The organism is uncultured Ruegeria sp. (assembly GCF_947489545.1).
GTDB lineage: Bacteria > Pseudomonadota > Alphaproteobacteria > Rhodobacterales > Rhodobacteraceae > Ruegeria.
In genome coordinates, this window is sequence record NZ_CANLDZ010000002.1 from 369,748 (window position 1) to 382,845 (window position 13,098).

Genomic DNA, 13,098 nt, shown 5'->3' on the forward strand with positions numbered 1-13,098 from the left:
GCGCGGCGATTGCCAGCGCGGCCTTTTTCAATCCAGTTTCGAAAAGCGCAAACCTTACGCGCGTTCCGAGTATTCCATGGTCTCGGTGTTCACGATGATCATCTCATCTTGGCCGACAAAAGGTGGAACCATGACTTTAACGCCGTTGTCCAAAACCGCAGGTTTGAACGAGTTTGCTGCTGTCTGACCCTTCACCACCGGCTCGGTCTCGATGATCTTGCACCTAACTTTCTGAGGCAGCGTGGCGTTCAACGCTTCGCTCTCATAGAACTCAACAACAATAGTCATGCCATCCTGCAAGAACGGGCGGCGCTCGCCGAGCAAATCTGCAGGCAATTCAATCTGTTCGTAGGTCTCGGAATCCATGAACACAAGCATGCCGTCGGATTCATAAAGGAACTGCTGGTCTTTCTGCTCTAGCCGGACCCGTTCAACCTTATCCGCCGACCGGAAACGTTCGTTCAGCTTCGAGCCATTGCGCAGGTTGCGTAATTCGACCTGGGCAAATGCCCCGCCCTTACCCGGTTTCACATGGTCTACTTTGACGGCCGCCCACAGCCCGCCATTATGCTCAAGCACGTTGCCGGGGCGAATTTCGTTCCCATTTATCTTGGGCATGACTTAAATCCTTCACAAACGGTTGATGCGTCGTTTGCCGCCCCTATATCTGGCGGGACCACACCTGACAAGACAACGAGACCTAGTGCTGCACATGCAGCAAGCCATGCAACTGACGCAACGCAACTATGCATTTTAGGTGTATCCGAATCGCACCTAATAGGTCATAAGAGCGGTCATGCCGAAAATGCAAGAGCAAGAACAACAAGGATAACGAGATGAGAGATTTCGTTGACGGCACTGCCTTTAACAACGAACAAGGCAATCGTGCAAAGAAACTTTTCGCGGCCGTTGTACTGGCTGCGCTTGATGACGCCATCGCTGACGACAAGAAGTATGGCAATGGCCCGGAACAGATCGCCCGCTGGGCGCGTTCGCGCGATGGGCGCGAAGTGCTGTCTTGCGCGGGTATTGACCCGAACGAGCGTGTTGTCGGTGGCCTGATGGAGTTCGTCGGCCGTGGCGTGCGGACATCCGTGGCCCTGTCGCGTGAAGAAAGCGAACGTCGTAACGCTGCGCAACAAGCCGAAGCCGCCTAGATCAAGTCGACTTTTTGAAGAAAAGCGCGCTCCTTTCAATCGGAGCGCGTTTTTCTTTTGCGCATTGCCTGCTCAGAAGAACATCAGCCATTGGCGGGCCACCCAGATTTCTGCACCCACCAACGCGGCAAAAAACAGTTTGGCCCATACCGGCATGCCTTGTTGCCACAAAACGACATAGGATGTCAGGCAGGCCAACGCTGAGACCGGAGCGACCCAAAACGCATGATGAGTACTGTCCCAATAGCTGACAGGGCTGTGAAACACCCAGGAGCTGATTGGCCAGAATTGCGCACGACCATCGCCTGCATGCAGCAGAAAATCCATTGCCAGATGGATCAATCCTGCCGCTGCCCCAACGATTAATACACGCCAGCCTCGCCATATTCCGATCGTTAAGGCCAACCCCCAAAGGATAAAGGAATTGTCGATCGCAAAAACCGTCTGCCACGCGGATGAATAGTAGAGTTGGCCAAACACCACCTGCTCGGGGATGCCCAGTACAAACAAAGAAACACCAGCCAACACATAAAGTGACAAATCGGGCAGTAGCGACCCCAGCAAAGCTGCCCACAGGATGCGCCCGTTGGCAGGCCGGGCAAAAGCCGCAGCGCCGATCAATAGATGTGCAGGTGTGTTCATCCGGGCTTCCCCTTCGGTCTCAAATCAGGTCATCTGCGCGTCAAACATAGGAGACTTACCATGGTTCGCGCCATCATGATTCAGGGCACAGGCAGCAATGTCGGAAAATCGGTTCTGGTGGCCGGATTGGCGCGGGCCTTCACACGACGGGGGCTGAGGGTTGCTCCGTTCAAGCCACAAAACATGTCGAACAATGCCGCCGTGACCGAAAATGGCGGCGAGATTGGCCGTGCGCAGGCGCTGCAGGCCCGTGCCGCCAAGCTTTCGACACATACGGATATGAACCCCATTCTATTGAAACCCGAAACGGACACTGGCGCCCAGATTATCGTTCACGGACAGCGTGCAGGCGCAATGAAGGCGGGTGACTATCGCAAGGACAAGTCCAAGCTGCTGGGCGCCGCATTGGAGAGCTTTGGCCGGTTGTGCCGTGACGCGGATCTTGTGCTAATCGAGGGTGCAGGTAGCCCAGCTGAAACCAACCTGCGCGCAGGAGACATTGCGAATATGGGGTTTGCCTGTGCAGCCCAGGTGCCGGTGGTGCTTGTAGGTGATATTCACAGGGGTGGAGTGATTGCCCAGATCGTTGGCACACAAGCCGTTCTGGACAAGGCCGATCTGAAGATGATCCGGGGATTTGCCGTCAATCGCTTTAAAGGGGATGTGTCCCTGTTCGACGAGGGGCGCGATGACATAGCCGCGCGCACCGGATGGCCTTGTCTAGGCGTTGTCCCCTGGTTTCACGACGCCTGGAAACTGCCTGCCGAAGATATGATGGATATCCGGTCTCACACCGGCGGCGCTTGTAGAGTTGTTGTGCCACAGCTGGAAAGGATGGCGAATTTCGACGACCTGGACCCGTTGTCGGCGGAACCCGGAGTAAGTGTCGAGATCGTCCCTGCAGGTCGCCCTCTGCCCGGCGATGCGGACCTTGTGTTGTTGCCCGGCAGCAAATCAACAATCGGCGATTTGACCTATTTCAGGGCGCAGGGATGGGACGTTGACCTCTATGCCCATGTGCGCCGAGGCGGGCATGTTCTGGGCTTGTGCGGCGGCTATCAGATGCTGGGTAAGACCATATCGGATCCCGACGGCGTCGACGGCCGACCGGGTAAGGTGGACGGGTTGGGATTATTGGATGTCGACACGGTTATGGGTGGAAAAAAGCAGGTCATACTGCGCAAGGCCAACGCGCTGCCGAACCGTGAACCTGTCGACGGGTATGAAATCCATATGGGCCACACCGAAGGACCGGATTGCACCCGCGCCTGGCTGGAAATCGAAGGCCGTCCAGAAGGCGCAGCAAGCCCGAACGGGCGCATCATGGGCAGTTACCTGCACGGCATCTTCTCATCCGATGCATTCCGTGCCAGCTTTCTGTCCCGGTTTGGCGTAGATTCAGAGACCGCCTATGAGGATGGGGTCGAACAGACATTGGATGCTCTGGCCGATCATCTGGAACAGCATATGGATCTGGATCTTCTGTTGGATCTGGCGCAACCGCCATCTATCAGCTGAAGACTATTCCACGTCCAGCGCCGCCAATGCCCGGGCGATCTCTCGCCGAACCATTTTGCGGACGTTTCGTGTAATCCGTTCACCCAATGCGCCTTGCAGCTCTTGCCGAACAACTTCGGCGATCAAGTGGCGCAGTTCATCCTCATCCATGGTTGCCATGACCTGATCGAGGGTATCTACCGGGTCTTCCTCAGAGATCGACAGTTCAGAAACCTCAGGGTCACGAATAAACGTCGCCGCCTGAGCGTCGGCTTCGTCGGCTTCATGACCATCCAGTTCAATCTGATCTTCCTGCTCCGTCTCGGCGGTCGTCTCTTGCACGTTCCACCGCAATGCCCGTGTCGGGGTGCCGGAATAGGCATCATCGCTGTCCCCGTCAGGTTCCCATTGATCCTCGGTCCGTGCAATCGCAGCCTCCAGAGCTTCGATCTTGGAGCTTAAACTGGTTGCCGGATCATTCGGGGGAACAGCCTCCTGCGGGGCGTCTGCTGTATCGCGCTGCGATTTGTCATCCTGATTTGCCGCAGCTTCCGTACGAACGATATCGCAGGCGCGCAACAACATCGGTTTGGCCGAATCCTCGGCGCTATACTCTGGGTCAAGCTTGAGAGGGGCATCGCCCTCCTCAACCTTAGCGGGTTTGCTAATACGCAAGGCGTCCGTAAGAACCAGCCGCCCGGGCTTACGCCCCCCAGACCCTTGATCCGAAACTGAATTTTTGCGGCCGTCGTCACTGACCAACCGTTTTACCGAAGACAAGACATCTTCGATACCTGCTTTTACGACACCATCAGACATTGTTTTTCTACCGCTCTATCCTTGGGGTCGAGTCTAGCCAAACAATCGTAGCCTCACAACAACTAGTATTGTTTATCAGTCCCGCCGCAACGCTTTGAGGACGCGATCCAGATCCTTGCTTTGCTTGCTGACCTTGGCCGGCGCCGTTTTGACCAGATTGTAATAAAGCGTCGGGTCATAGATCTGAACTGCAAGACCCATGCGTTCGGCGGTCAGCAGCCCCTGCGCCTGCAACAGCTGATAAGCAGCCAGTGAACGTTCGGTCCGCGAGGCAATTTCGGCCAGTTGCGCATCAAGCAGATCTTGCTGAGCTGTCAGCACGTCCAGCGTTGTTCGTGCGCCCAGCGTCGCTTCTTCCCGAATCCCGTCAAAGGCGACCTGCGATGCGCGGACACGCTCGGTCGATGCGGTGAGGCTGGCCGTGGCGGTTTCGAAGCGGACATAAGCATCCGTTACGCCCTGCGTAATGTCTTTTTGCACATTTAGCAGGTTCGCGCGCGACGCATCCCGGGTGGCCATTGCACGTCGCACAGCGGCGGCCAGACGGCCACCGGCGTAGATCGGCTGTGTCAGGCTCAGCGAAACAGTCGCGTCGTTTGTATAATTGTCGTCGTCGTAGCTTTCAGTGATTCCGGCATCCGCATTCAGGCTGACATTTGGACCAAGGTTGGCGCGCTGTTGTTGAACGACCAAATCCAGCGCCCGCACCTGATGCTGCGCAGACAAGATAGACGGGTGATTCCGTTGGGCCAGGTTAACCGCGTCGGATTGCGAACGCGGCAGGTTCGGAAGCCCGGGCTGACCAGCAGTGCGCCCTGGCAGTTTCCCAACCGCATTCACGTACTCCGCCTGTGCCGTACTGAGATCGCCGCGTGCATCGGCAAGATCAGCGCGCGCGCTGGCCAATTGAGCTTCGGACAGGGCGACGTCAGTTCTGGTAACTTCACCCACTTCGAACCGATCATTTGAGGCGCGCAGTTCTTCGCTGGACAAATCAACGTTGTTTTGGCGGATTTGAACGGTTTCCTCCTGCAGAAGAACACTCAGATATGCGGTCGCGGCGCGGAACAGGATCTGCTGCTCAATATCGATAAGTGATTGCCGAGTCGACAACACCGTTTCCTGCGCCGACTGCTTTCCCAGTGCCGATGCACCGCCATCGTACAACAGTTGACTGAGCGTTAGACCCGAGAAAAAGTCGGTCGGATTGGTTGTCGCGACGGTCGTACCGCGGCGTGTTTTCGTATAGTCTTGGCTGACCCGGACCGTCCAGTTAATGATGGGTCGCAGCGCCGCCAGAGCGATGGCAACATCTTCATCTGCGGCGCGCAGCAAGGCTCGGTTTTGCTCCAGCAAACCGCTGGTGTTGTAAGCCCCGATAAACGCATCGGTCAAATTGTCAGCCCATGCCGGGCGAAATGGCATGACGCTTAGCGTAAGACCTGCGGTCACTGCCAACGCTTTGACCAGCTTGCCTGTTGCTGTTCCACGCATAACCAAATCCTCTCAAATAGAAATTACGCTGCCCTGAAAGCAGTTTGCGTCTTTGATTTCAACTAATCAAGGCGACAGAATTATCCAACGCCAGACTATAGCGAAAATGCACACTCAGCGGAAAAATGCTCTAGAACCGGAGCGCTAGCATTGAACGCGTCGCGCCAACTGACCCGGCCACCTGTTTTGTGCCCGATCCGTACCGTTCCCAAGCCTTTTTCGACAAACAGGCAAGCGATGCGACCGTGATCCTTGAGCTGATCCAGCAATTCGTCCGGCACTTGCTCGACACCGCCTTGAATCATGATCACGTCATATGGGCCATGCTCGACCGCGCCCTGTTCAAGCGCTCCGACATGAATGATTGCGTTGTCCGTATCAGCCTCGGACAATAAAGTCTGCGCCTCGGCAGCCAGCGTTTCGTCGCTTTCGACGCCTACGACCAACTGCGCCATCCGGGCCGCGACCGCTATAGAATACCCCATGGCCGGCGCGATATCGAGAACCATCTCGTCATTCGAAATGTTCAGCGCATCCAACATCTTAGCCAGGGTTCGCGGTTCAAGCATATAGCGCCCGTTTCCGAAATCGATCAGCCCTTCGGCATAGGCCGCTTCGCGCTGCGCGTCAGGCACAAAGCTCTCGCGCGGAACAGTCAGCATGGCATCAATGATCGGGAACTTCGTCACGTCAGAGGGCCGAACTTGCGTATCAACCATCGTACGGCGCCGGGCTACGAAATCAGTCATAGGATCTCTCGTTTTATTCCCAAGGTTATCTGGCTTGTGCCATATCCGACAAAGCGCGGCAACGGCCCAGATGCCACAATCCACGCCTGCCGATCAGGATGCGGTCGGCACGTTTCCGCAATTTGCAATCGCACCACTAAATTTGCGCCCTATCCACTGGACGCCTCCAGAGAAAGCTGCTAAAACGCCACCCAAACCACGGCAAGTATTTGATATTACTTGAAAAGGCGAGTTGGCGGAGTGGTGACGCAGCGGATTGCAAATCCGTGAACACCGGTTCGATTCCGGTACTCGCCTCCAAATCTACAATCTAACTCATTGTTTTTAAACAGCAATATTACCCCAAGCCCTCTAGCACGAATTTTCCCGCAACAAATCCCGCAACATGGAGCAAAAATAACCCATTGTTTCCAGGCACATAACCTAGGTTTAAATTCCTCTGTCCCCGAGTAGCCAATCGACATTCGGCAGGCTGCTGAGCAATGCCCATGCCCCGATGTAGTCGCTGACCTGACCGGCGGTGACCAAGAGGCTGAGCGGTCGGCCCTGGCTGTCGCAGATAGCGTGCAGTTTGGTGTTCATGCCGCCTTTGGTCCGACCGATCAGGCGTCCACGCCCGCTTTTTGACCCCCAGATTGGAGGCTGTACGTTGTGCTTTGAGATATGTGGCGTCGATCATGACGCTCTTCTGTTCGGTGTGCTCGACAGCCAGACCCGCCATAATCCGGGCGAAGACACCCTTGTCGCTCCATCGGTTGTACAAGGTCTTATTCGGACCGTACTCGGCAGGTGCATCTCACCAATGCAAGCCATTGCGATCGATGAAGATAATGCTACTCAGCACACGTTTGTCATCGACACGTGGCTTGCCGTGGGACTTAGGAAAGAAGGGCTCAAGACGCGCCATCTGCGGATCTTTCAGCCAGAAAAGATCAGACATGTTAACCGCTCGGTTTTCGAACCGTGAATCACGCTCCTAAACGGAAATCAATGGGCCCTGACCCTAGTACGGTCGCCATTTCCCGCTATTGCCAGCTACGAAGCGGTCCCGGCATGCCGGTATCGAGATTTGCAGAACTGCATATCTGCCCCGATGCCCTGCTACATCTACTACGCGGGATATGCTTCACGGTATAGCGAAACTATGCCGGCGGCGGTATGAAAAGGGATGCCCCAAACAGGCGAATCCCGGTCTTGTTGTTAACCTAACTGTCGTGCAGGTTTTGAGATCTCATCAAAACGGCGGGGCGAAATCATGCATAACTGCATATTTTCAACCTGCTCGGCGAATCTGGCGCAATCCAGTATTTGTGTCAGCGGCACAGTCAATGGAGCGGGTGTGGTTTTAGTGAAGAATGCTCAGCCGTCTTGAATAGCTGTCACAACGACTCTGCTTTGAGGGGGAAGGGATGTTCTTCTCTAAGGTCCGCTCTGAGCCCTTAGCATTGGTTGCCAAACCGCCCGCGCGAATATAGCTCCTTATTATGGACTACACCCTGGAAACTCCGAATAAAGCACAGGCCAAACAGATTTGTGCGATTTGGGAAGCCGGATGGCACGAAGCTCATGCCAATATTGTACCGGCCAGCCTGCGAGAGTTGCGCACTTACAGCAGCTTTTTTGACCGCACCGTAGCAAACCTTGCGAATACGCGGATAGCGAGTGACGGCGCCGAAGTGCTTGGGTTTTGCATGGTTAAAGAAAACGAACTTTATCAGATGTATGTATCGAGGCTGGCGCGGGGAACCGGCATAGCGCAAGCACTGATAGCAGACGCTGAAGAACGTATCCGCCTAGCTGGACACAATACAGCTTGGCTTGCCTGCGCAATGGGAAACGAACGAGCGGGCCGGTTCTATGAAAAGTCGGGGTGGAACAACACGGGTCCTCGGATTGTGGATCTCGACACCTCGAACGGAACGTTTCCATTGGAGGTTTCTAGATTTGAGAAAGTTCTGGACAGCAGCAAGGTCGGCTAAGTCCGCAAAGTGGACATTTAGATCACTCATTGGAATTGCTGCTAGGCAATCGGAATGCGTAGTTCCTGACCCGGAAAAATCACATTGGGATCATCAATAAGGTGTGCGTTGGCGCGCTGGATAACGGACACTTGGCCTGGATTACCGTAATGCGCTGTTGAGATTGAACTCAGCGTGTCACCCGGCGCGACAGTGTAGTTCCGATAGCCAACATAGTCGGGCAGAATGCGTGGCCCGTAAAACACCGGAACATGGACAGTAGGGACCACACCTTCACCACCACCACTGTCGTCAGTCACCGTCACAAAAAGACGATCAAGCTGGAAATTAGGATTGGCCGGTATCTCTACTTTGGCTTGAAACTGTCGCAGTGCGATTGCTCCAGCTGAGGCCGCGCCGCTAAACTCGACGTGCCCTTCGCTGACAGAAATCGAAAGATGACCTTCGAAACCAACAGCATTTCCTGCAATCATGATTGTGCTGCCGACAATATCAAAGGGTTTCGGCTGGAGAATCTCGATATTCATAATTGAGCTCCTTACAGTTAAATAGGAAACTCATACCCCAAATCGTCCCAGCGACCAAATCCGTCGGGTGATATCAGACACATCTTTTGGGGAACACGGACTTTCGAAGGTCAACAATCAGGAGCGGTGAGAGATGAATCCGAAAGTCGGCTCGGTCCAGAACCTCACGAGTGATAACGATAACCAAACCAAGCGGCGTCGAGAGATAGACAATATGGTTCTGTCAGTCGTGCGCACGGAGTTGGCCAATCGTCGAACGTTGCTGGCTTACGTGAAAACCGCGTTAGGCCTGGCTATCGCTGGGCTGGGTTTGCTGCATTTTTACGAAGCACAGTCGATGCAAGTCGGCATCGGGCTTTTGACATTTCCGGTTTCGGGCCTGGTGTTAGTTTTAGGCGGCCTGGATTATCTGCGTACAAAGCGTTTAATTGAAGCGGAAAAGCGTGACTCGGGTGTTGTCTGACACCACTTGCGGTATCGTTGGAGTGCATTCACCTGACTACAGCCCGCTGGCTCCCAAGCTTCAACAATAAGGAGCGGTGGAAAACTCAGGTCGGGTGGTGCACCCTTAAGGCTCGCAACCAGATAAGAGGTCTCAGTATGCCCCAGTACAACGATATGTTCGAACTATCCGTCGAGGATATAGATATTATCGAAGACTCGCTTCGCCGCGCCTTGAATTCCCTGACCCATGAGCCGCCCAACGAAGACGATGTCGGAAAAGCTGAAAGGAAAGAGTATCGACACAGGATTAGCGACCTTCTTGGACGGCTTCACGACCAGAAAATTTTCTACCGGCCAAAAACCGGAGTCTATGTTGGCGGATAGTGCCCGTCCGTTGCCCCGCTCTGTTGAACCGCTACAAATCCTTTTACGCTGCAGTGGCGGCGTAGCGCCATGGGAGGAGTTCGTCGAGGCGTATGATCTTGTGGTCGACGATTTTGGCGAGGACCCAGGCAAGTCACGCCTGGAGATCGACGCTTTTGAGTTTGGCGGTCTCAATCAGGGTGAAGGTGATGGCCATTGCTTTGCAGCCACTTTCTGAGCCAGCGAACATCCAGTTTTTCCGGCCTATGGCCATGGGTTTGACGGCACGTTCGGTCGTGTTGCTATCCAACTCCAGGTGCCCGTTCTCGAGATAAGGTCGCGCTTTTGGTATCCTGCTAAGGGCGTAACGTATCGCTTGGGCCAATGGGGATTCTCCAGAAATCTTGGGCAATTGTGCACGTAGCCAAATCTCCAGATCATCGAAGACCTGTTTTGCGTGCGATTGCCGCGGCGCGATGCGATCGTCGGGCGGTTTGCCCCGCGCCTCTTACTCAAAGCCATAAAGCTCTGCGAGCCGACGGATGACCTCCTCCGCGATAGTATTGCCCTGGGATGCAAACACATCCACAAACTCGCGCCTTACATGCGCCATGCAGGCCATTTCATCGGCCATATCGTGACCTAACAAGCCGTTGAACCCGGAGTAGTCATCCGCGTGGATCCATCGCTTGTAGCCTGCAAGGTGGCTGACGGGATGCTCAACCTTGCGATCAATGGTAGACTGATACCAGGCACCGGGCGGTGTTTGGCCCGAGCATGGCCGCCCGTCGCGCGCATAGGTCCAGACCCGGCCCTTTTGGTCTTCTTTTGCCCCGGTGTCTGCATCTTCACGGGCGTATCGTCAGCAAAGAGCGCATCTCCACGCCGGACGATCCGCCCGATCTCATCGGCGAGGGGTTCAAGCAGTGCTGTTGACCGGCGAACCCAATCGGCCATTGCCGAGCGATCCAGATCAGTGCCCTCCCGGGCGTAAATCTGCGATTGCGGCTACTATGGAAGATGATCGACAGACTTTGAGACCAGCACATGAGCCAAGGGGCCTGGTCCTCGGCGCGCGTTCAGCCTCGTCGCTCTGATGTTTGGTGATAAGGGTTCGACTAGGCGTTGCAGTATGAACTATGCAGACAGTTCTGGCTTTACGTCGGCGAGCGGCGTCGGAGTCTGTAAGCATAGCGATCGCCGCGTTATTGACGTTATGCGGTGAGGTTTGCCGGAATACTTGGAATAAGGGTTGTTTATTGACAATAGTCACACTGACTTGCGCGTTGAGCAACACAAAGTGAGACACGCAAGCCAACCTCACCCCCCCAATAATCATGTCTATTCAAAGGTTTAGAGAAATGATACCGGGTCCGGCGCTCGCCTCCATCCACTTGATCCAAATCGGCTTTGTGCAAGCCATTGGCAAATCGTTTTGCCCAAGCAGGTGACAAAGTTAATCTGCGACGCGACCTTGTGGAACGACCGGGTAGCCGACTCTTTCTCTTCGTGGTCTTGCCTCTCAAACTGGGACCTCGGGGTGGTGAAATCCAAATCGGTCTCTGACAGCGCTTCGACGCCCGCGCTTTGGCGGGCCTCGAGCGATCATGACGCCCAGAGACGCTGGCAGGTCGCTTTTCATCCCCGGCTCCTCACCATACGCGTAACGCGCTTGACAAGCGGCCCACGCGTGCCGCATGTCCCTTTCGTTGGTGTCTGCGACAGCAGATGAAAAGGGAATGCGTCAACGGGTCTACCGCCAAACGCAGCCGCCCCCGCGACCGTGACCGGAGAGGGTGCCCAATGCCACTGGCCAATTGGCCGGGAAGGCGGGACATCCGGCAGAGCCTAGGCTCTGACATCCGCAAGCCGGGAGACCTGCCAGCACCCGAAGACCAGACCGGACGGGGTGTTCCGGTGTCGGGACCATAGCGAACAGCGTGGCCCGCATGAAACCCCGTCCCCCAGTGAACCGATAAGGGGGATGAGAGACGTGACCGAGACCACACCAGTCGAACTGCTGGTTTGCACAACTTGCCGACGTGGATTGCCCATCGAAGACGATGCGCAGCGCCCCGGCACCTTACTGCACAAAGCGCTAGAACAGGCAGAATTGCCCGACGGCGTGAAACTGAAGCCCGTGGAGTGCCTGTCGAACTGCAATCAGGGCTGTTCGATCGTCCTGCGCGGCGGGCCAACCCGCTGGACTTTCGTCTACGAGAACCTGAACGAAGATGACGATGTCGACATCATCGTCGAAGGTGCCACTAGATACCTGGCGGCCGAAGATGGCCTGGTAAAATGGCGCGAGCGTCCTGAACACTTCCGCAAGAATTGTGCGGCCCGTATTCCCCCGATTGGAGCCCTGGAATGAGCAATCTCGAAAAACTCCCCGTCACTGTGATCACCGGCTTCCTGGGTTCGGGCAAAACGACGCTGGTCCGCCATCTGATGCAGAACCCGCAGGGTAAGCGTCTGGCGATTGTGGTCAACGAGTTTGGCGATGTGGGCGTAGACGGCGACATCCTGAAATCCTGTGCGATCCCGGATTGCCCGGCCGAGAATATCATGGAACTGGCCAATGGGTGCATCTGTTGCACGGTGGCCGATGATTTTATCCCGACCATCGAGGCGCTGATGGCGCTGGAACCGCGCCCGGATCATATTCTGATCGAAACCTCGGGTCTCGCCCTGCCGAAACCGTTGCTTAAGGCTTTCGACTGGCCAGATATCCGCTCGAAGATCACCGTGGATGGCGTAATTGCTCTGGCGGATGCCGAGGCTGTCGCCGCCGGTCGGTTTGCGCCGAACGTCGAGGCAGTCGACGCCCAGCGCATGGCCGATGAGTCCATTGACCATGAGACGCCGCTGTCCGAAGTGTTCGAAGACCAGATCTCCTGCGCTGACATCATCTTGCTGACCAAACCTGATCTGGCAGGTCCTGAAGGTGTGGCGAAAGCCAAAGAGGTCATCGCGGCCGAGGCCCCACGGCCCCTGCCCGTTGTCGAGGTTGCGGAAGGTGCGGTGGATGTGCGCGTTGTGCTTGGGCTTGGGGCAGCTGCCGAGGATGACATGGACGCCCGCCCGTCACATCATGACGGCCATGATGATCACGAACATGATGATTTCGAAAGCGTCATCGTCGATCTTCCGGAACAGGCCGATCCTGCCGAACTGGTCGCCAATATCGAACGTCTTGCGAATGAGCTGAATATCCTGCGGGTCAAAGGCTATGCGGCCGTTCAGGGCAAACCCATGCGTCTGCTGGTGCAGGCCGTCGGTGCCCGTGTGCGTCACCAGTACGACCGTCCATGGGGGCCGGGTGAAGAGCGCCGTTCGCGTCTGGTGGTGATCGCCGAGCATGACGACATCAAAGAGGCTGAAATTCGCGATATCCTGGTGGGTGTAACCGAGGCTGCCGAATAAG

Annotated in this window: 14 protein-coding genes, 1 tRNA gene, 2 pseudogenes and 1 riboswitch; of the genes and pseudogenes, 9 read left to right on the forward strand and 8 right to left on the reverse strand. The window is 55.8% G+C overall.

From position 1 onward, the window contains the following. Nucleotides 1-54: 54 nt before the first annotated feature. Nucleotides 55-618 (reverse strand): elongation factor P, encoded by a 564-nt coding sequence (efp, locus tag Q1B13_RS04550; protein WP_299076426.1) that lies wholly within the window; start codon nucleotides 616-618, stop codon nucleotides 55-57. A 218-nt stretch (nucleotides 619-836) separates the two neighbouring features. Here efp and Q1B13_RS04555 point away from each other — a divergent pair, with 218 nt between their 5' ends. Next, entirely contained in the window at nucleotides 837-1,157 is a 321-nt protein-coding gene (locus Q1B13_RS04555) for a DUF6280 family protein (protein WP_120633238.1), read from the forward strand. A gap of 72 nt (nucleotides 1,158-1,229) precedes the next feature. Here Q1B13_RS04555 and Q1B13_RS04560 read toward each other — a convergent pair whose 3' ends face one another. Further along, the gene (locus tag Q1B13_RS04560; protein WP_299076429.1) at nucleotides 1,230-1,799 is read right to left on the reverse strand and encodes a cobalamin biosynthesis protein CobQ; all 570 of its coding nucleotides are present in this window, start codon (nucleotides 1,797-1,799) and stop codon (nucleotides 1,230-1,232) included. A gap of 60 nt (nucleotides 1,800-1,859) precedes the next feature. Here Q1B13_RS04560 and Q1B13_RS04565 point away from each other — a divergent pair, with 60 nt between their 5' ends. Then, entirely contained in the window at nucleotides 1,860-3,317 is a 1,458-nt protein-coding gene (locus Q1B13_RS04565) for a cobyric acid synthase (protein WP_299076432.1), read from the forward strand. A 3-nt stretch (nucleotides 3,318-3,320) separates the two neighbouring features. On the opposite strand, the gene Q1B13_RS04570 is transcribed toward Q1B13_RS04565, so the two are convergent. The 3 genes from Q1B13_RS04570 to Q1B13_RS04580 form a co-directional block, all read right to left on the reverse strand. Continuing rightward, entirely contained in the window at nucleotides 3,321-4,115 is a 795-nt protein-coding gene (locus Q1B13_RS04570; RefSeq protein WP_299076435.1) for a hypothetical protein, read from the reverse strand. Nucleotides 4,116-4,190: 75 nt separating this feature from the next. Beyond that, nucleotides 4,191-5,609: a TolC family outer membrane protein gene (locus Q1B13_RS04575; protein WP_299076438.1), complete on the reverse strand. Its 1,419-nt coding sequence runs from the start codon at nucleotides 5,607-5,609 to the stop codon at nucleotides 4,191-4,193. Between the two features lie 95 nt (nucleotides 5,610-5,704). Beyond that, nucleotides 5,705-6,358 carry a protein-L-isoaspartate O-methyltransferase gene (locus Q1B13_RS04580; protein WP_299076441.1) on the reverse strand — a complete coding sequence of 218 codons (654 nt, stop codon included), beginning with the start codon at nucleotides 6,356-6,358 and terminating at the stop codon, nucleotides 5,705-5,707. A 226-nt stretch (nucleotides 6,359-6,584) separates the two neighbouring features. Between Q1B13_RS04580 and Q1B13_RS04585 the strand changes: the two genes are divergently transcribed. Further along, nucleotides 6,585-6,658 (forward strand) — tRNA-Cys (locus Q1B13_RS04585). Between the two features lie 138 nt (nucleotides 6,659-6,796). Here the strand turns inward: Q1B13_RS04585 and Q1B13_RS04590 are convergent. After that, nucleotides 6,797-7,298, reverse strand: a pseudogene (locus tag Q1B13_RS04590) (IS5 family transposase); the annotation flags it as partial. A gap of 544 nt (nucleotides 7,299-7,842) precedes the next feature. Between Q1B13_RS04590 and Q1B13_RS04595 the strand changes: the two are divergent. Then, complete coding sequence (locus tag Q1B13_RS04595; protein ID WP_299076445.1) at nucleotides 7,843-8,337, forward strand: GNAT family N-acetyltransferase; 495 nt, start codon at nucleotides 7,843-7,845, stop codon at nucleotides 8,335-8,337. 41 nt (nucleotides 8,338-8,378) lie between these two features. On the opposite strand, the gene Q1B13_RS04600 is transcribed toward Q1B13_RS04595, so the two are convergent. Next, nucleotides 8,379-8,864 carry a LysM peptidoglycan-binding domain-containing protein gene (locus Q1B13_RS04600; RefSeq protein WP_299076448.1) on the reverse strand — a complete coding sequence of 162 codons (486 nt, stop codon included), beginning with the start codon at nucleotides 8,862-8,864 and terminating at the stop codon, nucleotides 8,379-8,381. Between the two features lie 133 nt (nucleotides 8,865-8,997). Here Q1B13_RS04600 and Q1B13_RS04605 point away from each other — a divergent pair, with 133 nt between their 5' ends. The 3 genes from Q1B13_RS04605 (at nucleotide 8,998) to Q1B13_RS04615 (ending at nucleotide 9,909) form a co-directional block, all read left to right on the forward strand. Continuing rightward, a complete protein-coding gene (locus Q1B13_RS04605) occupies nucleotides 8,998-9,327 on the forward strand; it encodes a DUF202 domain-containing protein (protein ID WP_299076451.1) in 330 nt (109 codons plus the stop codon). Between the two features lie 137 nt (nucleotides 9,328-9,464). After that, nucleotides 9,465-9,692 carry a hypothetical protein gene (locus Q1B13_RS04610; RefSeq protein WP_298936730.1) on the forward strand — a complete coding sequence of 76 codons (228 nt, stop codon included), beginning with the start codon at nucleotides 9,465-9,467 and terminating at the stop codon, nucleotides 9,690-9,692. 10 nt (nucleotides 9,693-9,702) lie between these two features. Beyond that, nucleotides 9,703-9,909, forward strand: a complete 207-nt coding sequence (locus Q1B13_RS04615; protein ID WP_299799719.1) for a hypothetical protein — start codon at nucleotides 9,703-9,705, stop codon at nucleotides 9,907-9,909. Here Q1B13_RS04615 and Q1B13_RS04620 read toward each other — a convergent pair. Then, nucleotides 9,826-10,628, reverse strand: a pseudogene (locus Q1B13_RS04620) (IS66 family transposase). The gene Q1B13_RS04615 and the pseudogene Q1B13_RS04620 overlap by 84 nt on opposite strands. 736 nt (nucleotides 10,629-11,364) lie before the next feature. Further along, a riboswitch (cobalamin riboswitch) is annotated at nucleotides 11,365-11,572 on the forward strand. Nucleotides 11,573-11,655: 83 nt separating this feature from the next. Between Q1B13_RS04620 and Q1B13_RS04630 the strand changes: the two are divergent. Next, nucleotides 11,656-12,045 (forward strand): DUF1636 domain-containing protein, encoded by a 390-nt coding sequence (locus Q1B13_RS04630; protein ID WP_298936731.1) that lies wholly within the window; start codon nucleotides 11,656-11,658, stop codon nucleotides 12,043-12,045. Continuing rightward, nucleotides 12,042-13,097 carry a cobalamin biosynthesis protein CobW gene (gene cobW / locus Q1B13_RS04635; protein ID WP_299076454.1) on the forward strand — a complete coding sequence of 352 codons (1,056 nt, stop codon included), beginning with the start codon at nucleotides 12,042-12,044 and terminating at the stop codon, nucleotides 13,095-13,097. Before Q1B13_RS04630 ends, cobW begins: the two co-directional genes overlap by 4 nt. Nucleotide 13,098: the final 1 nt, after the last annotated feature.